18 protein-coding genes are annotated in these 23,830 nt (G+C 43.5%); 14 read left to right on the top strand and 4 right to left on the bottom strand.

The genetic code is table 11. The features are described 5' to 3' along the window. Positions 1-40 precede the first annotated feature (40 nt). Complete coding sequence (locus AC2YHV_RS17095) at positions 41-2,110, bottom strand: transglycosylase domain-containing protein (protein WP_487373673.1); 2,070 nt, start codon at positions 2,108-2,110, stop codon at positions 41-43. A gap of 207 nt (positions 2,111-2,317) precedes the next feature. On the opposite strand from AC2YHV_RS17095, the gene speE reads away from it, so the two are divergent. The 4 genes from speE to argS all read left to right on the top strand — a co-directional run bounded on the left by speE (position 2,318) and on the right by argS (position 6,406). Beyond that, a complete protein-coding gene (gene speE, locus AC2YHV_RS17090; RefSeq protein WP_487373672.1) occupies positions 2,318-3,145 on the top strand; it encodes a spermidine synthase in 828 nt (275 codons plus the stop codon). Positions 3,146-3,159: 14 nt separating this feature from the next. After that, complete coding sequence (gene speB / locus AC2YHV_RS17085) at positions 3,160-4,038, top strand: agmatinase (RefSeq protein WP_034315888.1); 879 nt, start codon at positions 3,160-3,162, stop codon at positions 4,036-4,038. Between the two features lie 253 nt (positions 4,039-4,291). Further along, on the top strand, positions 4,292-4,732 hold the full coding sequence (locus AC2YHV_RS17080) for a YwiB family protein (RefSeq protein WP_048683553.1): 441 nt from the start codon (positions 4,292-4,294) through the stop codon (positions 4,730-4,732). A gap of 3 nt (positions 4,733-4,735) precedes the next feature. Further along, positions 4,736-6,406: an arginine--tRNA ligase gene (gene argS / locus AC2YHV_RS17075; RefSeq protein ID WP_377331892.1), complete on the top strand. Its 1,671-nt coding sequence runs from the start codon at positions 4,736-4,738 to the stop codon at positions 6,404-6,406. Positions 6,407-6,455: 49 nt separating this feature from the next. Here argS and uvsE read toward each other — a convergent pair whose 3' ends face one another. Together uvsE and cls are read right to left on the bottom strand one after the other, a co-directional pair. Beyond that, positions 6,456-7,409: a UV DNA damage repair endonuclease UvsE gene (gene uvsE, locus AC2YHV_RS17070; RefSeq protein WP_095678755.1), complete on the bottom strand. Its 954-nt coding sequence runs from the start codon at positions 7,407-7,409 to the stop codon at positions 6,456-6,458. Between the two features lie 28 nt (positions 7,410-7,437). After that, positions 7,438-8,640 carry a cardiolipin synthase gene (cls, locus tag AC2YHV_RS17065; protein ID WP_400449987.1) on the bottom strand — a complete coding sequence of 401 codons (1,203 nt, stop codon included), beginning with the start codon at positions 8,638-8,640 and terminating at the stop codon, positions 7,438-7,440. 292 nt (positions 8,641-8,932) lie between these two features. Here cls and AC2YHV_RS17060 point away from each other — a divergent pair, with 292 nt between their 5' ends. From AC2YHV_RS17060 to pyrG, 10 genes are all read left to right on the top strand, one after another. Then, positions 8,933-11,062, top strand: coding sequence for a (Fe-S)-binding protein (locus AC2YHV_RS17060; RefSeq protein ID WP_487373721.1), 2,130 nt, complete (start codon positions 8,933-8,935; stop codon positions 11,060-11,062). A 197-nt stretch (positions 11,063-11,259) separates the two neighbouring features. After that, positions 11,260-12,450 (top strand): acetyl-CoA C-acetyltransferase, encoded by a 1,191-nt coding sequence (locus AC2YHV_RS17055; protein WP_487373670.1) that lies wholly within the window; start codon positions 11,260-11,262, stop codon positions 12,448-12,450. A 33-nt stretch (positions 12,451-12,483) separates the two neighbouring features. Beyond that, positions 12,484-13,335: a 3-hydroxybutyryl-CoA dehydrogenase gene (locus AC2YHV_RS17050; RefSeq protein ID WP_487373668.1), complete on the top strand. Its 852-nt coding sequence runs from the start codon at positions 12,484-12,486 to the stop codon at positions 13,333-13,335. A gap of 35 nt (positions 13,336-13,370) precedes the next feature. Continuing rightward, positions 13,371-14,507, top strand: a complete 1,137-nt coding sequence (locus AC2YHV_RS17045; protein WP_063574644.1) for an acyl-CoA dehydrogenase — start codon at positions 13,371-13,373, stop codon at positions 14,505-14,507. A gap of 26 nt (positions 14,508-14,533) precedes the next feature. Then, on the top strand, positions 14,534-15,673 hold the full coding sequence (locus AC2YHV_RS17040; RefSeq protein ID WP_034315870.1) for an acyl-CoA dehydrogenase: 1,140 nt from the start codon (positions 14,534-14,536) through the stop codon (positions 15,671-15,673). 108 nt (positions 15,674-15,781) lie between these two features. After that, positions 15,782-16,414, top strand: a complete 633-nt coding sequence (locus AC2YHV_RS17035) for a TetR/AcrR family transcriptional regulator (protein WP_034315867.1) — start codon at positions 15,782-15,784, stop codon at positions 16,412-16,414. A 30-nt stretch (positions 16,415-16,444) separates the two neighbouring features. Next, positions 16,445-19,711, top strand: a complete 3,267-nt coding sequence (gene icmF / locus AC2YHV_RS17030) for a fused isobutyryl-CoA mutase/GTPase IcmF (protein ID WP_487373667.1) — start codon at positions 16,445-16,447, stop codon at positions 19,709-19,711. 138 nt (positions 19,712-19,849) lie between these two features. Next, on the top strand, positions 19,850-20,020 hold the full coding sequence (locus AC2YHV_RS17025) for a hypothetical protein (RefSeq protein WP_156319604.1): 171 nt from the start codon (positions 19,850-19,852) through the stop codon (positions 20,018-20,020). 205 nt (positions 20,021-20,225) lie between these two features. Further along, positions 20,226-20,816, top strand: coding sequence for a DNA-directed RNA polymerase subunit delta (gene rpoE, locus AC2YHV_RS17020; protein ID WP_134782714.1), 591 nt, complete (start codon positions 20,226-20,228; stop codon positions 20,814-20,816). Positions 20,817-21,227: 411 nt separating this feature from the next. Beyond that, on the top strand, positions 21,228-22,835 hold the full coding sequence (gene pyrG, locus AC2YHV_RS17015) for a CTP synthase (RefSeq protein WP_048683527.1): 1,608 nt from the start codon (positions 21,228-21,230) through the stop codon (positions 22,833-22,835). A 265-nt stretch (positions 22,836-23,100) separates the two neighbouring features. On the opposite strand, the gene AC2YHV_RS17010 is transcribed toward pyrG, so the two are convergent. After that, positions 23,101-23,631 carry a DUF2529 domain-containing protein gene (locus tag AC2YHV_RS17010; protein WP_487373666.1) on the bottom strand — a complete coding sequence of 177 codons (531 nt, stop codon included), beginning with the start codon at positions 23,629-23,631 and terminating at the stop codon, positions 23,101-23,103. Positions 23,632-23,830: the final 199 nt, after the last annotated feature.

The raw sequence follows: 23,830 nt of genomic DNA, 5'->3' as shown, positions 1-23,830 counted from the left end.
AAAAACCCCCGAAGCCTCTGCAGGCTTCGGGGGTTTTTCGTTATCCCCAAGGTTTTAAGATTTTCTTGTACCAAGGGGCCTTTTTAAGTTCTTCTTCTTTTGGGGCATGTTTCGGATTCCCACCCTTAAAGTGCTCGGCACAGTATTCGACAGGCTCGGTTCCTTTAACATAATAAGTCATTCTTGAGACGGGACAATCCTTTGTGGCCAATTTTCCGCTTACGGGATTCACGTTTACCCCGATTACGTTTTCGGTTTCCTTAAATGATTTTGCCGGTTTACCTTTTAGACCCTTTTCCATATAGGAAGCCCAGATTTTCTTTGCATAGCCTTTTTCAGCAGGGATCTCGATCTTTTTGCCTTGGTCATATCCAGTCCATACTCCTGCTACAAGCTCTGGTGTGTAACCGATCATCCAGCTATCCGTCGGGGTGGAGCCTGATTTGCCGGCATATGGGCGGGTCAGCTGGGAACTGATGGTGCTGCCGGTCACTTTCGTATAGCCATTTAACGTTTCATCGAAAACACCTGTAAGCATCTGGGTCATGACAAATGCCTTGTCCTTATCCAGAATCTGTTCTGGTTTCTCCTTTTCATCAAAAATCACTTCACCTTTTTGATTTTCCACCTTTTTGATAAACACGGGTTCAACCTTCTTGCCGCCGTTAGCCAGAATGCTGTATGCGTTCACCATTTCAATCGCCCTAACACCTGACGTACCGAGTGCCAGGGAAGGGACGGCATCCATCTTTGCCGTGATTCCGAATCGACGCGCCGTATCGACCAATGACTGTTCCCCAAGGAACAAATGCGTTTTTACGGCAAAGATATTATCGGAAAGAGCAATGGCCTGAGCCATCGTGATTTCGCCTTCCGCATACTGATGGTTATAATTATGCGGTGTGTAAGATGAGTGACCATCATCGAAAGAAAAGGTAGTTGTCTCGCTTTTCAAGGTGGTGGACGGTGTGAAACCATTCTCCAGCGCTGAATAGTATAGCAATGGCTTCATGGTTGACCCAGGCTGGCGAACGGCCTGTGTGGCCCGATTGAATGGAGACTCGGAATAATCTTTACCGCCGACCAGCGCACGGACCTCCCCGGTATCCGGATCCATTGCCACTATCGAGGCTTGAATGCCTGAAGACTTGGGTATGGTATTGGAAAGGACCTCTTCGGCAGCCTCCTGCTGGGTTTCGTTCAGTGTCGTATACACCTTAAGGCCGCCGAGCTCGATCGTCCGGTCATCTAAATGAAGCTGAGATTTTAAAGCCTGCTTGACGGCATCCTGGAAATAGGGAGCGGTCTTCTTGGTGACCGTTCCGTGTTCCCCTTTTAATGTAAGGGATGTTCGCAGTGCTTCCGCGATATCCTTTTCTGAAACGTAGTTTTTGCTTTTCATGGATTGCAGGACAACTTTCTGCCTTGATTTCGCTTTTTCAAAGTTATCCAATGGAGAATAGTTTGACGGCCCTTTTGGTATTCCGGCCAGCATGCTCGCTTCAGGAAGAGTCAGATCCTTGGCATCCTTGCCAAAGTAATATTGACTTGCAGCTTGGGCTCCATATGCGCCATGGCCATAGTAAATCGTATTTAAATAGCCTTCTAGAATTTCCTTTTTGGAGTAGTTCATTTCTAAACGTATCGTATAAAAGGCCTCATTAAGTTTACGCGACCACGTTTTGTCATGCCCAAGAAACAGGTTCCGGGCATACTGCTGGGTAATGGTGCTTGCACCCTGGACCTTGGACATTGCCTTAATATCGGCAAGGATGGCACCGCCGATCCGCTTTATATCAAATCCATAATGAGTGTAAAATTGGCGGTCTTCAACGGCGACAGTCGCTTTGATGAGCTGTGGTGAAATCGACTCCATTCCGGCCCAATAACGCTTCTGGCCATTATCTGTTTCACCGATCACATTTCCATCATCACTGTAATAGAGAGTGGACTGCGGCACGACCAAAGGAGGCGGACCTAATATTTTTGCGTAAATCAGTAAAGAGAGAAGCAATACAAAGAGTATTGTCAGCCCGATTGCGGCAAGGATAATGAAGGCCCGTACATATTTAGTTGTCCTTTTAAATCGTTCGCTTGGAATCAATTCCATTGCTTTCACCTCTCTTATCGGGTAAGAATCTAGTATCTATTACTATTATGGAAAAAAAAGAAAATTTTAAACATAAGAACTGCATTTAAGAAATTTATCTTGCAATTCTGCTAGATTCGTCTATAATTTTTCTAGCTAATGACTATACCGATTTTGGGGAACCTATAAGGTGACTGACAATATGAAATGGAAAAGGAGCGTTAATAAATGAGCATTTGGTTTACTGAAAAACAAACAGACAACTTTGGTATTACGATGAAAGTGAATCGTACTTTACATACGGAGCAAACTGAGTTTCAAAAGCTTGATATGATTGAAACGGAAGAGTGGGGCAATATGCTATTGCTGGATGACATGGTAATGACTTCACAGCGCGATGAATTCGTTTACCATGAAATGGTAGCCCATGTTCCTTTATTTACCCATCCTAATCCAGAAAACGTTTTGGTTGTAGGTGGAGGGGACGGAGGAGTTATCCGTGAAATCCTTAAACACCCAAGCGTAAAAAAAGCTACATTGGTGGATATCGATGGGAAAGTCATCGAATACTCAAAGAAATACCTGCCGGAAATTGCAGGCATGCTTGAAGATCCGCGTGTAGACGTACAAGTTGGGGATGGCTTCATGCACATCGCCAAAAGTGAAAATGAATATGACGTGATCATGGTTGATTCAACTGAACCTGTCGGACCTGCTGTCAATTTATTCACAAAAGGTTTTTATGCCGGGATTTCCAAAGCTTTGAAAGAAGACGGGATTTTTGTGGCACAATCCGACAACCCTTGGTTTAAAGCGGACTTAATTCGCGATGTACAACGTGATGTGAAAGAGATATTCCCAATCACGAGCCTGTATTTAGCGAATATCCCGACGTATCCAAGCGGCCTTTGGGCGTTCACGATCGGATCGAAAAAATATAATCCATTAGAAGTGACTGAAGATCGTTTCCATGAAATGGAAACTAAATATTATACAAAAGAACTTCATAAAGCAGCATTCGTTCTGCCTAAATTCGTTCAAGATTTAGTGAAGTAAGGGAGGCGTGGACCATGAAATTCGATGAAGCCTATTCAGGCAATGTATTCATTAAAAGCCACCCTGTTTTTGAGGAATCTGAAGCTGTGCTATACGGCATGCCGATGGACTGGACGGTAAGTTTCCGTCCGGGTTCTCGCTTCGGCCCTACCCGGATTCGTGAAGTTTCGATTGGTTTGGAAGAGTACAGCCCGTATTTAGATCGTGAATTAGAGGAAGTTAAATTCTTTGATGCCGGGGATATTCCATTACCATTCGGCAATCCGCAGCGCAGTATCGATATGATTGAAAAATTTGTCGACAGCTTGTTGGATGCAGGTAAGTTCCCAATGGGTATGGGAGGGGAACATCTTGTCACATGGCCTGTCATCAAAGCCATGTTCAAAAAGTATCCCGATATGGCCATCATCCATATGGATGCCCATACAGATTTACGTGAGGATTATGAGGGAGAGCCGCTTTCCCATGCGTCCATCATCCGTAAATCCGCAGAACTTATCGGCCCGAAAAATGTATACTCTTTCGGCATTCGTTCCGGTTTGAAGGAAGAATTCCAATGGGCAAAAGAAAATGGCATGCACATCTCTAAATTTGAAGTTCTTGAACCTTTGAAAGAAGTACTGCCGCAGTTAGCTGGCCGTCCTGTATATGTGACGATCGACATCGATGTTCTTGACCCTGCGCACGCGCCGGGAACAGGCACCGTTGATTGTGGAGGCATCACTTCCAAAGAGCTTTTAGCTTCGATTCATGAGATAGCACGGTCTGAAATAAATGTGGTCGGCTGCGATTTAGTAGAAGTCGCACCAATCTATGATCCATCCGAGCAAACTGCGAATACGGCGAGCAAGCTGATTCGCGAAATGATTCTAGGGTGGGTTCAAAAAGGTTAATGATGGAAGACTTGACTGTTCCTGTTTTTTTAGCGGGAATGGTCTTTTTTTATCCGTGGATAGAATTAAGGGCTCTTTTTGAATAATTCCGCCCAATGAGTCATTATTGCGTTAAAATCAAATGGATTGCAACAACTTGATTTCGACAGCACACTTCTGGTTTAACACTTTATTTTCCGCTCCAAGTTGAAACTTCCTTGAAGAATATTTATACTTATAAAGTTAAGAACGACATGATGAAGGAAGTGTAGCTTTGACTCTTCATGATATAGATAAGCATGCTATTAAAGTGACTTTACAGACAAAAATCAAGCACGGTTCAGAAACGGAAACGTATGAGCTAGTCACATTTGGTACAAAAATGTATAAAGGTGCAGATTTATATTTGCAATATAAAGAGGAAAATGAAACTGGTCAAACACAAACGACCATCAAGCACAAACCGGATGAAACGATCCTGCTTAGAAATGGTGCCATTAAAATGAGGCAGCTTTTCCGCTTGCAGGAAGCGACAAATGGGCATTACGAAAGTATATATGGCAGGTTAGGATTACGGACGACCGCGAAGAAGATCCATCATCAATGGGATGAGCAGGCCAAACAAGGGAAACTTGTCCTTAAATATACGTTACATATGCAGGGAAGCGAACCCGGTCAATATGAGATGACTATTTCCTACAAGGAGGAAGCATAACGCATGAATATAGTAAAAGAGGTACAGGAAAAACTGAAAGAAGAGATTAAAGCGGCAGTCATTAAAGCCGGTTTAGCAACAGAAGAGCAAATTCCGAATGTTGTATTGGAGCTGCCAAGAGATAAGACTCACGGAGATTATTCCACGAATATGGCCATGCAATTAACGAAGATTGCAAAGAAAGCGCCAAAGATGATAGCAGAGGCAATCATCGAAAACTTTGACAATTCAAAAGCATCCATCGAAAAAATTGAAATTGCAGGACCGGGTTTTATCAATTTCTACATGGATAATGCTTATTTGACAGAACTGGTTCCTGTCATTTTGAAAGTGGATGAAGCATATGGGGAAAGTGACTTTGGTAAAGGCGAAAAAATCCAAGTGGAGTTCGTTTCCGCGAACCCGACCGGTGATCTCCATCTTGGTCATGCCCGTGGTGCAGCAGTAGGCGATACGCTATGTAATATCCTAGCTAAAGCAGGTTATGATGTTTCACGTGAATACTATATCAATGATGCAGGTAACCAAATCAATAATTTGGCCATTTCCATAGAAGCCCGTTATTTCCAGGCACTTGGACTCGAAAAGGATATGCCTGAGGGCGGTTATCATGGCGAAGATATCATTGGCATCGGTAAGACGCTTGCAAGTGAGTATGGGGATAAATATGTAAATGCCGATGAGAAGGAACGTTTTGAATTTTTCCGTGAGTACGGCTTGAAATATGAAATGGAAAAACTGAAAACGGACTTGGGTAATTTCCGTGTCGGATTTGATGTATGGTACTCCGAGACATCCCTTTATCAAGACGGTAAAATTGATGAAGCACTTAAAGTGTTGAGGGAAAGGGGCCATGTTTACGAGGAAGATGGGGCTACATGGTTCCGCTCTACGGAATTAGGCGATGATAAAGACCGGGTGCTTATTAAGCAGGATGGGTCTTACACATATCTGACACCGGATATTGCCTATCACCGTAATAAATTGGAACGCGGCTTTGAAACGCTGATCAATATCTGGGGTGCCGATCACCACGGCTATATCCCTCGTATGAAAGCGGCGATCGAAGCATTAGGGTACAACCGCGAGCAGCTTGAAGTGGAAATCATCCAGCTTGTTCACCTGTACAAGGATGGCGAGAAAATGAAGATGAGTAAACGTACCGGTAAAGCAGTTACGATGCGTGACCTGATTGATGAAGTGGGTCTGGATGCAACACGTTATTTCTTTGCAATGAGAAGTGCGGATACTCATATGGACTTTGATTTAGATCTTGCGGTCTCACAATCCAATGAAAACCCGGTTTATTATGCACAGTATGCCCACGCCCGTATTTCCAGCATTTTGCGCCAAGGTGTGGAACAAGGGATCAGCTATGAAGGAGTCTCTGATTTCTCTGCCCTATCTACTGAAAAAGAAGTGGAGCTTTTGAAGAAATTAGGAGAATTCCCGCAGGCAATAGCGGAAGCAGCCGAAAAACGGATGCCTCACCGTATGACGAATTATATATTCGACCTAGCTTCTACATTCCACAGTTTCTACAATGCAGATAAGGTTCTGGATGTTGAAGAAATGGAAAGAAGTAAGGCGCGTCTTGGACTGGTCAAATCCGTCCAAATTACGTTAAAGAATGCATTGGCTATCATCGGGGTTTCGGCACCGGATAAAATGTAATGGAAAAAAGCGGCTGTTTCTAGCGAAACAGCCGCTTTTTTTAGGTTATTTAGCACTCAATGGCTCCGCCGCTCACCCTTTTTACACCTCGAATCTTAGCCATATCTTCAATCAGCTGCAACATTGCCCGATCCTTCATCTTGGCCTCGATCATGAAATCCACGTCCTGTCCAAGATCCTTAAGCACTTTAAAAAGGGGCATGATGAAGTCCAAATCGATATAATCTGCATGCGAGCGAAATTCACCTGCCGATTTTGGGGATGAAATATGAATCTTTGGTACCGCCCCTGCTTGATTCCAAGTGGTGAACACCTCGGTGAGCAGTTCGTTAAGCGGCTCATCTGAAAGGTTTGCAAGATGATGGTGATAATCGAATACAAGCGGGATTCCCTCCCTTTTACATACGCCAAGGGTTTCAGATGCTGTATAGGTTTTATCATCATTCTCCAAAGTCATTCTTTTCTTGATGTGCATAGGCAGTGATTTAAGGTTGTCATGAACCCTTACAAGGGCGGACTCTTTATCACCATAGGCCCCACCGACATGGATATTGATGAAAGAGGTGTCCGCAATGCCCATTGCATCAAGCATTTTATAATGGAACTCCATATCTTTCACGGCATTTTGTGTGATCTCGGGCTTAGGGCTGGTGAACAGCGTAAACTGATTGGGATGAAAGCTGAGCCTCATCTTGTGTGCAGTGGCCCAATCGCCAAGCTGTTTCCACTCTTTCTTAAAAGGAGTGACGAAATCCCATTCGATTTCGGGATGTGTCGCTAAAGGAACAATGGAACTGGACATCCGGTATACTTCTATTTGGTGTGCCGTGTTATATTGAAGGACCCTTAAGGTATTTTCAATGTTCTGCCTTGTCACATCCAGGAGCTTTTCCATTCCTTTTTCTGCACCAAGTGTGCTATATCGCTTGAAAGTAAGTGTCTTAGCCGGAGAAGCCTCCCATAAACAGGTGGCATTGGATACGAACCCAAATCTTATTTTCATTATATTTTTCTCCTTGAGCAAAGGGTTGTCAAAGAAAAGGAGAAAGGATGGAAGCCAGCGATTCTTTTGCTGAACGGACTACATTCATGCTGGAAAGAGCGTCCCCGTTCAGCGGTTTGGATTCGGCCAGGTCCACTGCCAATTCCTTTTCTACATCTTTTATAAATGTCCGGTCAAATACGGTGCAGTTCATTTCACTGTTTAAAAAACAACTGCGTTTATCAAAATTAGCCGTACCGATATCACACATTATATCATCGATCAGCATCACTTTAGAATGGTAGAACCCTCTTTGAAATTGCATGATTTCCGCCCCGTCTTTTATTAGTACCCGAAAATAGGGAAAAGAAGCTTCTTTTACAAGGGCGTGATCTGAAATTTCAGGTACGATGACCGTAACGGAAACATTGCGTGCAAGGGCATCCCTCAATTCCTGAAATAAAGTTTCACTGGGAATGAAGTATGGAGTCCCGATAATGATTTTTTTAGTCGCTTGACGAATCATGTGTGTCAGTGACTGTTCAAGATCACTGCCATTCGAGACGACAAACTGATGGGCCTGCGTCCCGGGATTCAATGTCGGAAAATAGGCAGGCGTTCCTCTGTAATCCTCGTTTGTATCATAGAACCAATCCGAGAGGAAGACTTCCTGAAGGTCCTTTACACCTTCCCCGGTCATTTTTAAATGGTAATCCCTCCAGGGGTTCAGCTTCTCCCCTTGGTTTATATACTCCTTACCGATATTAAAGCCGCCAAGATAGCCGATCTTTCCATCTATCACCGAGATCTTACGGTGATTTCTTTTTTGTATGGTATAGAAAAGGAAGGGGAGTTTCGGTTTAAAGCTGAAAGAAAAATGAACGCCGCTTTCAGTCAGCTCCTGAATGGTTTGGCGGGACATTTTTTTACTCCCTATCCAATCGACTAAAAGCCGCACTTCCACGCCCTCTTCCGCTTTTGACTGCAGTAACTTCAAAAAGTCCTTGCTGAATTTATCGTTTTTTACTATATAAAAAAGGATATGGATGGAATCCTGAGCTTGCCTGACTTCCTTGATATAATCTTCAAACAGGATTTTCCCTGATGTGAATACAGTTATTTCGCTATTCCGAGGCGGATATTTAATGTTGGTTGCGTGCTTCAAATAACGGTTATGCCCTACCTTAAGATCAACCCAGCACCAAGAGAAGATCAATAAAAATATAGAGGCAATCGTGGTGATTATCTTCAAAAAAAATCCCCCCTAAATGATTATATTTAGTTTGGCTCTAATTCCCTGTCAGTAACCATTAAAAAGGGGGAAAGGGTCTTCATTTTTTTTGAATGCAGAAGGGTAATGCATGGATTTGTCGAATTATATAATTAAGGGGCAGAAAAATTAAATGGTTTTTAAAAGAAAAAAGTTGACTGAATGCTCATTCATTATATAATGGAATTAATCAAATTTCAGAAAAATGCCAAATTTCCCATAATGGTACCTGGCATTTTGCAATTTACTAAAGAGGGGGAAAGACTGCATGGAAATGAATGGTTTACTATGGATCAACTTAGTTGCATTCCTGCTTGTAACCGCTTACGCCGCCGGTTTGTTTATCTATTTGATAAAGACTCGTATTGCTTATATAAAACTTGGCAAAAAAGTGGAATTCGATAACCGTGTGAAAGATCGTCTTGTCAAAATAGGGGTGTATGTATTTGGACAGAAGAAGCTCTTTAAAGATAAAAAGAGCGGGATCATTCATGCCTTGTTATTTTATGGTTTCATATTAGTGCAATTTGGTGCACTTGATTTTTTCGTTAAAGGCTTAAGGCCGGGGTGGCATTTACCGTTCGGCCCTGTTTATCCGGCCTTTACTTTCTTCCAGGAAATTGTGACGCTTACCGTTCTTGTTGCAATCCTATGGGCGGCATACCGCCGTTATGTCGAAAAGCTTGTTCGCTTGAAAAGGGATTTCAAAGCAGGTTTGGTTGTCATCTTCATTACCGGTATCATGATCACCGTACTACTGGGGAATGGAATGGGAATGATCTGGCATGGACACGATGCAACCTGGTCAGAGCCAGTCGCATCAAGCATCGCTTTCCTATTCGGCTGGATGGGGACAACAGCGGCAACAGTCGTTTTTTATGTAGCTTGGTGGCTGCATTTACTGATCATATTATCTTTCCTTGTTTATATCCCGCAATCTAAGCATGCTCACTTGATTGCCGGTCCGATAAATGTATTCCTGAATCGACTGGACAATCCGGGGAAATTGAAACCGGTTGATTTGGAAGAAGAGGTTTTCGACAAAGAAGGCAATCAATATTACGGTGCCAAATATATCGAGGACTTGACGCAATATCAAATGGTGGACCTCTATGCCTGTGTGGAGTGCGGTCGCTGTACGAATATGTGCCCAGCCACAGGTACCGGGAAAATGCTGTCCCCGATGGATATCATAATCAAGATGCGTGACCATTTAACTAATACAGGCGCTGCCGTTACAACGAAGCAGCCATGGGTGCCATCTTTTGTTTTTGGAAATACGAAGGGAAATAAGATCGCTCTGGCTGGTGCCGCGCAGGGGGTGCAGGAATCAGCTGCAGCAACTGAAGCATACAGTCCGAGCCTGATTGGCGAAGTCATTACGGAAGAAGAACTTTGGGCTTGCACCACATGCCGGAACTGTGAAGATCAATGCCCGGTAATGAATGAACATGTCGACAAAATCATTGATATGCGCCGTTATCTAGTGCTTACTGAGGGCAGACTTGATCCCGATGCACAGCGTGCCATGACGAATATCGAGCGTCAAGGGAACCCGTGGGGATTGAACCGTAAAGAGAGAGAAGATTGGCGGAGCCTTCGGGAAGATGTCAGCGTCCCAACCGTGAAGGAATTAAAAAAGGCAGACGAAGAATTCGAGTATTTATTTTGGGTGGGTTCAATGGGGTCATACGATAACCGAAGCCAGAAGATTGCCCTTTCCTTTGCTAAATTATTGAATGAAGCGGGCGTCACATTTGCAATTCTCGGAAATAAGGAGAAAAACTCAGGGGATACTCCACGTCGATTGGGTAATGAGTTTGTTTTTCAGGAACTTGCCATGAAAAATATAGAAGAATTCCAAAAGAATGAAATAACGAAAATCGTGACGATCGATCCGCATGCATACAATATCTTTAAGAATGAGTATCCGGATTTTGGCTTGGAAGCGGAAGTGTATCACCATACTGAGCTGTTGGCCAAACTTGTCAGTGAAGGCAGGCTGGTGCCGCAGTATCCGGTGAATGAGACGATTACATTCCACGATTCCTGTTACTTGGGAAGGTACAATGAAGTTTACAGCCCGCCGCGTGAAATCTTACAATCCATTGATGGAGTGAAACTTATTGAGATGGAGCGTAACCGTGAGAAGGGTATGTGCTGCGGAGCTGGAGGCGGTTTGATGTGGATGGAAGAAGAAACTGGAAACCGCATTAATGTCGCCCGTACCGAACAGGCGCTGGCCGTCAGTCCAACAGTGATCAGTTCAGGATGTCCTTATTGCCTGACCATGCTATCTGATGGGACGAAGGCAAAAGAAGTTGAGGAAAATGTTAAAACGTATGATGTAGCTGAACTACTCGAAAAAGCGGTCATTGGTGAAAAAAAATCGATTGCCTCTTAATTTTAAATGGAATTGCCTGCTTCCTCTAAATGAGATTCAAATGGAAGCAGGCAATATTTTCAATATTTATAAACTAAATATTTTCATTTTTGAGAAAAATGTGTAATATAATATAATATTAAGCGCTTACAACACTATTTTTTTAACTCCAAATTGAGCGAGCGTTCAATCAATGTTACTTATAGGGGGAAATAATGATGGCGAAAACAGTGATTATTAGCGGTGTGAGAACACCTTTTGGTAAATTCGGCGGTGGTCTTAGCAGTTTGACGGCATCACAGCTTGGTGGAATAGCAATCAAAGAGGCACTTGTTCGGGCAGGGATTGAAGGAAGCCAAGTGGACGAGGTCATCATGGGGAATGTGCTTCAAGCAGGCCAAGGCCAAATACCGTCCCGCCAGGCAGCCCGTCATGCTGGATTGCCTTGGGAAGTGAAAACGGAAACCATTAATAAAGTATGCGCATCAGGACTTCGCAGTGTCACATTGGCTGATCAGATCATTCGCTTAGGTGAAGAAGAAATCATTGTTGCCGGCGGAATGGAATCGATGAGCAATGCACCTTATATCCTTCCAAAAGCAAGGTGGGGCCTAAGGATGGGTGATGGGGAACTGAAGGATACGATGATATCGGATGGACTTAGCTGCAGTTTTACGGGCGTCCATATGGGGACTTACGGTAACAGTACAGCCGAGGATCTTGAAATCACCCGTGAGGAACAAGATAACTGGGCTTATGAGAGTCACCAAAAAGCGATAAAAGCAATCGATGGCGGAATTCTTGCAGAAGAAATCATTTCCGTACAAGTGCCGGTCCGAAAAGGCGAACCAATTACCATCGAACATGATGAAGCCCCAAGAAAAGAAACATCTGCCGGAAAGTTGGCTAAACTAGGTCCAGCTTTCAATAATGAGGGGACCATTACGGCTGGTAATGCACCAGGTGTCAATGACGGGGCGGGTGCTCTCGTATTGATGAGTGAGGAACGTGCTGAAAAAGAAGGGAAAACGCCTTTTGCCTATATTTTAGCTCATGCAGAAGTGGCAGTGGAAGCAAAGGACTTCCCTAAAACGCCAGGTCTGGTCATAAATGACCTTCTGAAGAAGACAGGTAAATCGATAGAGGAAATTGATTTATTTGAAGTGAATGAAGCATTTGCTGCGGTTGCATTGGCCAGCGGGAAAATTGCCAACATCGAGCCAGGAAAAGTGAATGTAAACGGAGGGGCCGTAGCATTAGGTCACCCAATCGGGGCAAGTGGTGCCCGCATCATCATTACGCTGATGCATGAACTGAAACGCCGCGGAGGGGGATTGGGCATCGCAGCGATCTGTAGTGGCGGCGGTCAGGGAGATGCCATTTTAATAGAAGTGCCTAAGCAAGGATAATAGTTTCATAGATAAATGAGGAGGGATATTCCCATGGGCATTCAAAAAGTGATGGTCATTGGTGCGGGACAGATGGGATCTGGCATTGCCCAGGTCTGTGCAATGAGCGGTTATGAAGTTCTTTTACACGATTTAAAAGATGAGTATGTAGAAAAGGGTTTAGGGACTATTGCCAAAAACCTATCGCGGCAGGTTGAAAAAGGGAAAATGGAATCCGAGGAGAAGGATGCAATCCTTTCACGGCTTACTTCCTCAACGATTTTGAAAAATGCAGCTGCAGTAGATTTGGTGATTGAAGCGGCAGTGGAAAACATGGAAATAAAAACAAGAATATTCGCCGAGTTGGATGAAATCACGCCCCGGCACGTCATTCTTGCATCCAATACTTCTTCGCTACCGATTACCGAGATAGCCGCTTCTACGAAAAGGCCGGAAAAGGTAATTGGCATGCACTTTATGAACCCGGTTCCAGTCATGAAGCTGGTTGAGGTCATCCGCGGCCTTGCTACAGCGGATGAAGTTTATCAAGAGGTTGAAAAGATGGCTGAATCCTTGAATAAGGTACCGGTGGAAGTCAATGATTTTCCAGGTTTTGTAGCGAATCGGATTTTGATGCCGATGATCAATGAGGCCATCTATACACTTTATGAGGGCGTCGCTACTAAAGAAGCGATCGATGACGTAATGAAACTGGGCATGAACCATCCGATGGGACCGCTTACGCTAGCTGACTTCATCGGCCTGGATACATGCTTGTATATAATGGAAACCCTTCACCAAGGACTGGGAGACGATAAATACCGACCGTGTCCGCTGTTAAGGAAATATGTAAAGGCAGGGTGGTTAGGCAAGAAATCAGGACGGGGCTTTTATGAATATAACTAATCATGGAAAGATGTGCAGCCAGGGAGGGATGTAGGATGGATTTCAAGTTTACCGAAGAACATGAAATGATGCGGAAAATGGTAAGCTCTTTTGCGGAGAATGAGATCACTCCTCATATCGAGGCAATGGAAACAGGCGTGTTTCCAAAAACGATTCTGCAAAAAATGGGAGAGCTTGGTTTGATGGGAATTCCGATTTCAGAAGAATACGGTGGCGCGGGTATGGACTTCATGTCTTATATCATTGCCATCAATGAGATTTCCAAAGTAAGTCCCACTCTCGGTGTCATACTGTCCGTTCATACATCTGTTGGCACAAATCCAATCGTTTATTTTGGAACGGAAGAGCAGAAGCGAAAGTATGTGCCTAAGTTAGCCGCTGGTAAAAATTTAGGGGCCTTTTGTTTGACTGAGCAAAGCTCAGGTTCCGATGCTGCGAGTTTGAAATCGAAGGCAGTGGCAGTAAAGGAAGGCGGACAATATCGAATAAATGGGTCCAAGGTTTTTATCACCAATGGCGGGGAAGCGGATGTGTTCATTGTTTTTGCCTCGACCGATCCACAGAAGGGAAGCAAGGGAATCTCTGCTTTTATTGTAGAAAAAGGGACGCCGGGCTTAATCATCGGTAAAGATGAACGTAAAATGGGCCTTCATGGTTCGAGCACCGTACAGGTGACGTTCGAGGATATGAAAGTCCCTGCAGCCAATCTCCTAGGTAAGGAAGGGGAAGGTTTTAAGATCGCCATGGCCAACTTGGATGCTGGAAGGATCGGGATTGCCGCTCAAGCGCTAGGAATTGCTGAGGGTGCCATGGAACATGCTGTCCGATATGCAAAAAGCAGGGAGCAATTCGGAAAACCCATTGCAGAACAGCAAGGGATTGGTTTCAAACTGGCCGAAATGGCAACGAGCATAGAAGCTTCAAGGTTACTCGTCTATCGCGCGGCGTTTTTACGCTCACAGGGATTAAAGTCCGGTAAAGAGGCGGCAATGGCTAAGCTATTCGCTTCGAGGACGGCCGTTGAGGTGGCGATAGAAGCAGTCCAAGTGTTCGGGGGCTATGGATATACAACGGATTATCCGGTCGAACGATATTTCAGGGATGCAAAGGTAACTGAAATTTATGAGGGTACAAGCGAAATACAGAGGATGGTCATCAGTAAAAGTCTGTAATTACGAGAAATTTAGGAGGCATTGCCATGCAATTTAAACTAACGGAAGAACATGAAATGATCAGGAAAATGGTGCGCGACTTTGCCCAGAATGAAGTGGCTCCGACTGCTGCCGAGAGGGATGAAGAAGAACGATTCGACCGTGAAATCTTCGATAAAATGGCTGAACTTGGATTGACCGGGATTCCGTGGCCTGAGGAATACGGCGGAATTGGAAGTGATTACTTAGCGTATTGCATAGCGGTTGAGGAACTTTCCCGCGTTTGCGCTTCTACTGGGGTGACTTTATCAGCCCATACTTCGCTCGCAGGATGGCCAATATATAAGTTTGGCACTGAAGAACAAAAACAAAAATACCTTCGCCCGATGGCACAAGGTGAAAAAATCGGTGCATATGGCCTTACTGAGCCCAGCTCAGGCTCAGACGCCGGAGGGATGAGAACGACTGCAAAGCTTGTGGGTGATGAATATGTTATCAGCGGTTCCAAAATCTTCATTACGAACGGCGGGATTGCGGATACATATGTCGTTTTTGCATTGACGGATCCTGAATCGAAGCAAAAAGGAACGAGTGCTTTTATCATTGAAAAGGACTTCCCGGGCTTCAGTGTTGGTAAAAAAGAGAAGAAGCTTGGAATCCGTTCATCACCGACTACGGAAATCATCTTTGATGAGTGCCGTGTTCCTAAAGAAAATCTCCTTGGAAAAGAAGGGGAAGGCTTTAAAATCGCGATGATGACGCTTGATGGCGGCCGTAATGGAATTGCAGCCCAGGCTGTAGGGATAGCCCAAGGTGCATTGGATGCCGCGGTTGATTATGCAAAAGAGCGCGTCCAATTCGGCAAGCCAATTTCTGCACAGCAGGGAATCGGTTTTAAATTGGCGGATATGGCAACGGGTGTTGAGGCTTCAAGGCTATTAACCTATCAGGCAGCCTGGTTGGAATCAGTGGGCCTTCCTTATGGGAAAGAGTCGGCCATGTCCAAACTTTTTGCCGGAGATACAGCAATGAAAGTGACGACGGAGGCCGTACAGGTTTTCGGGGGCTATGGATATACAAAAGATTATCCAGTGGAGCGGTATATGCGTGATGCGAAAATAACCCAGATTTACGAAGGTACACAGGAAATTCAAAAGCTGGTCATCTCACGGATGGTTACTAAATAGGGTTGAAACTGTGGTTTTCCGATGAGGCTCTGCCTTTACAGGAATTCCCTTTTCAATTTCTTCAGAATATCAATGGTTGAATAATGGGCTTTCAAAAGGAGTTTGGAAATGGAAAAAAGAGAGGTTCTTGCATCTGTAAAGGATGAGCGGCTGGTTGAAAAAAGGCGTACTCAAATGATTAAAGGAGCGGTGACCCTTTTTAAAGAAAAGGGATTTCATCGTACGACTACCAGGGAAATTGCCAAAGCGGCAGGCTTTAGCATTGGCACATTATACGAGTATATCCGGACCAAGGAAGATATATTATATCTCGTTTGTGACTTTATTTATGATGAAGTCCAGGAAAAGCTTCAGAAGGAAATAGAACAGAGTGATGGGACACTTGAAAGCTTGAAGTTGACGATCGCCTATTTTTATAAAGTGATGGATGATATGCAGGACGAAGTGCTTGTCATGTATCAGGAAGTGAAGGCCCTGACGAAAGATGCTTTACCATATGTTCTGAATAAAGAACTTCGGATGGTGGGCATGTTCGAAAAAGTGATAACGAAATGTGTTGAGAATGGGGAGCTATCATTAACGGAAAAACAAATAAGCCTTGTTTCACATAACATTTTCGTACAGGGACAAATGTGGAGTTTTAGAAGATGGGCTTTGCATAAACAGTACACGCTTCAAGAGTATGTTGAACTGCAGACGCAATTATTGATTCAAAATGTATCGGGTTCCAAAGTGCACTGATATAAATAAGTTTCAATAAGGGGGAGCTAAATGAGTACAGTTGAGGTGTATAAACCGAAGAACCATATTAGATTCGTTACAGCTTCGAGTTTATTTGATGGACATGATGCATCCATCAATATAATGAGGAGAATCCTTCAGTCCAGCGGGGCGGAAGTAATTCACCTAGGTCATAATCGTTCGGTGGAAGAAATCGTGAATGCGGCCATCCAGGAAGATGTCCAAGGCATAGCCATGTCATCTTACCAAGGCGGACATGTGGAATATTTTAAATATATGTATGACCTGTTGATGGAAAAGGGAGCCGGGCACATTCGGATTTTTGCCGGCGGTGGCGGGGTCATCATCCCTAGGGAAATTAAAGAACTCCATGATTATGGGATTGCCCGTATCTTTTCACCTGATGAAGGGAGGGAATATGGTCTTCAAGGAATGATAAACGTTTTGATGGAGGAGTGTGATTTCTCGACAGTCAAACCATCTTTACAGGAACGTTTTGATGAATTGATTGCCGGGGGAACGAATGCCATTGCCCAATTCATTACCTTTGCCGAAAATAGACTCGATGTTTCACAGGAATCAGCGGCAGCGGTGGAGAGTCTTTTTGAGCAGATCAAGACTTCCGAAAAGAAGGTTCCTGTTCTGGGCATCACGGGGACTGGCGGAGCTGGAAAAAGTTCATTGACTGATGAATTGATACGAAGGTTCATTAACGAAATTCCGGACGAGAGAGTCGCCATTCTATCTGTAGACCCGACCAAACAGAAAACGGGCGGTGCCCTTCTTGGTGACAGGATCAGAATGAATTCGATCTTTTCAGAGCGTGTTTATATGCGGAGCCTAGCCACGCGCCATTCAAAAAGTGAGCTGTCTTTGGCGATAAAGGATGCCATTTCCGTCGTGAAGGCAGCAGGCTTCGATTTAATCATCGTTGAAACGAGCGGGATCGGTCAGGGTGATGCAGAAATTGCCGAAATATGCGATGTATCCATGTATGTAATGACGAGTGAATTCGGTGCTCCTTCGCAACTTGAAAAAATCGATATGATTGATTATGCAGACTTGATAGTCATTAACAAATACGAGCGCAAAGGTTCCGAAGATGCAAAAAACCAAGTTCAAAAGCAATACCAAAGAAGCCGTACGCTTTTTGATCAAGATCCATCTGAAATGCCAGTATACGGTACAATCGCTTCCCAATTCAATGACCCAGGCACCAATGCATTATTCGCTGCACTGATTGAAAAGCTTAATGAAAAATCAGGAACGGCTTGGAGTACGGCCTTTTCGAAAGAAGCGGATGTTTACAAGCAAAATGTCATCATTCCAACTGACCGCCGGTATTATTTACGTGAAATCAGTGATACGGTCAGATCGTATCATAAGCGTGCCGCTGAACAAGTGCGTATTGCCCGGAGGCTTTTCCAGCTTGAAGGAGCCATTGATGCAGTTAAGGAAAAGGATAACAACGGCGATATGGTGGCTTCTTTAGAAAAACTGAAAAAGGAAACCGCTTCGAATTTATCACCTGAATCTAAAAAAATTCTTTCTGGATGGATGGATTTAAAAGAAAAGTATGCAGGAGAGCAGTTTGTAACGAAAGTAAGGGATAAAGAAATCGTGACAAAGCTGAAAACGAAAAGTTTATCAGGTTTAATGATCCCGAGAGTATCACTGCCGAAATATGTGGATTATGGAGAGATTTTGGGATGGGTATTCCGTGAGAACGTTCCGGGCTTCTTTCCTTACACAGCGGGAGTCTTTCCATTCAAGCGTGAAGGGGAAGACCCGAAGCGGCAATTTGCCGGTGAAGGATCGCCCGACCGTACCAACAGGCGTTTTCATTATTTATCAAAGGATGATACGGCTAAACGGCTAAGCACGGCTTTCGATTCTGTAACTTTATATGGCGAGGACCCTGATCACCGACCTGATATCTATGGAAAGGTAGGAGAAAGCGGAGTCAGCATCTGCACGTTGGATGACATGAAAAAGCTGTATGCAGGTTTTGATCTTTGCCACCCCTCAACCTCTGTATCCATGACCATCAATGGACCGGCACCAATCATTTTGGCCATGTATATGAATACGGCAGTCGATCAGCAGATTCAACGGAAAGAAGAAGAGCTAGGCCGTCCCCTTACAGACGCCGAAGCTGAAGAAGTGCAGGCTTATACGCTTCAGACGGTACGCGGAACTGTTCAGGCGGATATTCTGAAAGAGGACCAAGGCCAGAATACATGCATCTTCTCTACGGAATTTGCTCTAAGGTTAATGGGCGACATTCAAGCATATTTCATCGATCGGAAAGTCAGGAACTATTACTCTGTATCCATTTCTGGCTATCACATTGCAGAAGCGGGTGCCAACCCAATTTCACAGCTGGCTTTTACATTAGCGAATGGCTTTACTTACATCGAATATTATTTAAGCCGCGGAATGAATATTGATGACTTTGCCCCGAATTTGTCGTTCTTCTTCTCAAATGGGCTCGACCCGGAATATACGGTGATCGGGAGGGTGGCAAGAAGGATCTGGGCGACAGTCATGCGGGATAAATATGGTGCGAACGACCGCAGCCAGAAGCTCAAATATCATATACAGACATCCGGGCGCTCGCTTCATGCCCAAGAAATTGATTTTAATGATATCAGAACGACACTTCAAGCTTTAATGGCACTGCAGGACAACTGTAATTCCCTGCATACTAATGCGTACGATGAAGCCATCACGACGCCTACAGAAGAATCCGTGCGCCGGGCAATGGCCATCCAAATGATCATTACGAAGGAGCATGGTCTTTCAAAAAATGAAAACCCGATGCAAGGTGCCTTCATCGTGGAGGAATTGACGGATCTGGTCGAAGAGGCCGTCCTGCAAGAGTTCGATCGCATCAATGATCGTGGCGGTGTGCTGGGTGCAATGGAAACGCAATATCAGCGCGGGAAAATCCAGGATGAATCGATGCATTACGAAATGAAAAAGCATACGGGAGAATTGCCGATCATCGGTGTAAATACGTATTTGAATCCAAATCCTCCTTCCGAAGAAGCGGTGAACAGCATGGAAATTGCCCGTGCAACCAAGGAAGAAAAGGAAGGGCAAATCATAAATCTCCGGGCATTCCAGGAAAAAAATAAGGAGTTCACGGATGAAGCGTTAACTAAACTGAAATTGGCAGCCATGAATGGGGAAAATATCTTTGCTGAGCTCATGAACTGCGTGAGGGTGGCCAGTCTGGGTCAGATAACGAGGGCGTTATATGATGTAGGCGGTCAATATCGAAGAAATATGTAAACTTGGAAGGGGGCTCCGAACGTTTAGGGGCCCTTTTTTTTAATAATTCCCGTCTTTTTTAACAAAATGAAGATTTTACCTTATAATTATTCTGAAAAGGGGCAAAAATGAAGAATCAGCCCTATTGGAGTTGAGGAAATGAACCTGAAGATGATTGGGTTGATCATAGGTTACATTCTTGCCATCATTTTTTTATTTGAGCTGTATGAGCATCAATTGGGAGCCATTTCTTTTTTTATCCTGACTGTTGTCTTTTTTACGGCAGCCTATCGTCAGAAATCGAAAAAGAAAAAAAGGAATGATCTTTAGCTTTTGGTTTCCTGTGAATGATAGACAATAAGGTAAATCTGTGAAAGTATCATATAGAACTAGCATAAACCCATTTAGATTGTTTATAATGGAGTATATGTCTAGCAGGAATTGTCGTTATTTTATCGAACTACTGTTTTAGATTATTTTTTTATGTGAAAAAACACGGAATTCAGTGTTTGAATAGAGAAGGGAAGTGCGGAATTTGAGTTTAAAACAATACTCAAAAGAGCAATTATTGGAAATGTCCTTAATAGAGATGGCATATGATTTGTTAGTTGAAAGAAATGAACCGATTCCATTTAAAGACTTAATTAGTGAATTAGCTTCGCTGCACCATTTATCCAAAGCGGAAGTGGAAAAGAAAATTGCCCAATTCTATACGGATTTAAATGTGGATGGCCGTTTCACTTCACTTGGAGACAACCGCTGGGGATTGAAAACATGGTACCCAGTTGACCAAATCGAGGAAGAAGTCGTACATGTTGTAAAACCTAAAAAGAAAAAGAAAGCCAAAAAGGCTGCTGTCGTCATCGATGATTTCGATGAACTTGAAGACGAAGACCTTGACTTTGAAGAGGATATCGATGATCTGGACGAGGATGAAGATGACGACGATGATGATATTCTAGGTTCTCCAGTCATCGACGAAGTGCTTTTGGATGATGACGTGGATGATGACGACGACCTGGAAGAAGAAATAATCGAAGATGATGCATTTGTCCTGGAAGATGATGAGGACGAAGATGAAGACGAAGATGACTTGGATGACTTGAAAGAAGAGGATGAGAAATAAATAATCGCCCTTGACTTTTTAAGGCGAAATTTGTAGAATCATTTTTGGGCTCCTTAAAAAAGGACACAATGATTAAATTATATCGCTCCCTTACTTTTTTGTAAGCGGAGCGTTTTTGTTTTTAATGATGGAATGAATAAATGACATCATTTTTTTATTTTTAAAAATGATTTCTCGTAGAATTGTAAAAACTATAGAGAACATATTTATGTTAACTGTCATTTAAGGAAATTTATTCTTGTTCATGTATCCTGCATGACTCTCACTAAAGACCTTTAAGTGATTAATGGTTTGTACTGGTTACGGTTTTTAGCTTTTAACCGCTCATGTGGCGGAAGATTTGATTCAGGTTCCGATCTAATGATGTGAAGAACTGAATTGGAAGAAAACATTCTATTAGGAGGATATAAGATGACAAAATATATTTTTGTGACAGGTGGAGTAGTTTCTTCCTTGGGAAAAGGGATTACGGCCGCTTCTTTAGGAAGATTATTAAAAAATAGGGGATTGAATGTTACGATCCAGAAGTTTGACCCTTATATCAACTTGGATCCTGGTACGATGAGTCCATATCAACATGGTGAAGTGTTTGTAACGGATGATGGTGCTGAAACGGATTTGGATTTGGGGCACTATGAGCGTTTCATCGATATCAACCTTGGTAAACACAGCAATGTGACTACAGGCAGAATTTATTCAACCGTCCTGAGAAAAGAACGCCGTGGCGATTATCTAGGTGGAACGGTTCAAGTCATTCCCCATATCACGAATGAAATTAAAGAACGGGTTTTCCGTTCAGGCAATGAAACGAATGCCGACATAGTCATCACTGAAATTGGCGGTACTGTAGGGGATATCGAGTCTCTTCCATTCCTTGAAGCGATTCGCCAAATCAAGAGTGATATCGGCATCAATAATGTTATGTATATCCACTGTACACTGGTTCCCTACATCAAAGCTGCAGGTGAAATGAAAACAAAACCGACACAGCATAGTGTAAAAGAATTACGCAGCCTTGGCATTCAGCCAAATATCATCGTTGCACGTACAGAAAGCCCGATTTCACAAGATATGAAGGATAAAATCGCTTTATTCTGCGATATCGATAAAAATTCTGTTATCGAATGTCTTGATGCGGATACACTTTACTCCATCCCTCTAGCGCTTCAAGCGCAAAATATGGACCAAATCGTTTGTGATCACTTGCAATTGGACTGTGGCGAAGCGGATATGGAAGATTGGAAGGAACTAGTCAAAAAGGTTACTTCTTTATCAAAGAAAACGAAAATCGCCTTAGTCGGAAAATATGTTGAATTGCAAGATGCTTATCTTTCTGTAGTGGAAGCACTTAAGCATGCTGGTTACGCATTTGATGCAGATGTTGAAATCGACTGGGTGAATTCCGAAGATGTAACTAAAGAAAATGTTGCAGAACTTCTTCAAGATGCAGATGGAATCCTTGTACCTGGAGGTTTTGGAGATCGTGGAATCGAAGGGAAAATTGCAGCGACTGAATTTGCCCGCACGACAAAAAAACCATTCTTCGGAATTTGCTTAGGCATGCAGTTGGCGTCCATTGAGTATGCACGCAACGTCTTGGGATTGCCAGAAGCACATTCAGCTGAAATTAAGGAGGATACTCCTGATCCAATCATCGATCTTCTTCCTGAGCAGAAGGATGTAGAAGATTTGGGCGGAACACTTCGTCTTGGTCTGTATCCATGTAAGCTTATCGAAGGTACTAAAGCGTACGAAGCTTATAATGACGAGGTTGTTTATGAACGTCACCGTCACCGTTATGAATTCAATAACCACTACCGTCAAGCTATGGAAGAGGCAGGATTCGTGTTCTCCGGTACAAGTCCAGATGGCCGTCTAGTCGAAATCATTGAACTGAAAGATCATCCTTGGTTTGTGGCTTCCCAATTCCATCCGGAATTCACGTCACGTCCTAACCGTCCACAGCCGCTATTCCGCGACTTTGTCGGTATGTCATTAAAGAACGGCGAAAATCGTTAATAAACAAAAAAACAGCCCCTGTGGCTGTTTCAGACTGTAGGCAAACTTGAAGAAAATCGAGTTTGCCTACGGTTTTTTTATGGTTTGTACTTTGGGAGGTTGATGGCCACTCCAAGCACCGCTTAGACGTGCTTTCCCGCATGAGTCCCGCACACCCCCGCTCCAATCAAATTTGTTTTAACATTTAGATTAGAGGGTGGTCAGTGGGTTCGGGAACATCATTTGATGAAAGATATATTTTTCCGAACCTTTTTAGATGAATTCATCATTCTTCATCTTCATATTCTTTTATGATTTCTTCAAGAGTGAATTTAATTCCATGATAAGCGAAAAGAGCGGTAAGGAGGGTAGGGTACCCATATCTATTTCCGGTTTCATCGGGAATCAATCCCCGTTGGATGCGTAAATCAATATGTACGTCAGCCAACTCCAAAAGAGAATCTTCTTCGGAAGGGACGGATGTAGAAACCGCAACAAATGGGATATCTTTTTCCTTGAGTTGTTTTGCCAGCATCAATGCTTCTGAATCATCCGAATGGCGGCTGAATATAAGAAATCGATCTTCCTTGGAAATTGTTTCACTTAAATCATAGCTTTTTGCCTTAGGAAAGGGTTCCTCCCCATTCAATGCCTCGGCAGTGACGCCCTGCATTTCATCAAAACCGTGAATGAACACAGAACCGTCCCCAACCACAGCCTGAGCCAGCAGGCGTCCGGCATCCTCCATTTCAAAGGCTTCATTTTCAATCATTTTTTTAAATAAACCGCTTATCTGTGTCGAGAAAATTTTTAACATGATCAGGGACTCCTTTAAAAAATAATATACTTATTATAAAGGACTTTCCTTTGCATTGACAGGTTTCAGGGTTTTTGGTCCAAAGGGCAGAATTAACTAAATCGGTCGAAAAAACAAAAAAATTAAAATTCCTTTTAGCCATACAGCAGGAATTTTGTTACAATTATCGAATATGAACATAGATGTCATGAATGAATAA

It is taken from the genome of Peribacillus sp. SRI_006 (genome assembly GCF_057586375.1).
This window is presented reverse-complemented; position numbering and strand designations above follow the sequence as displayed.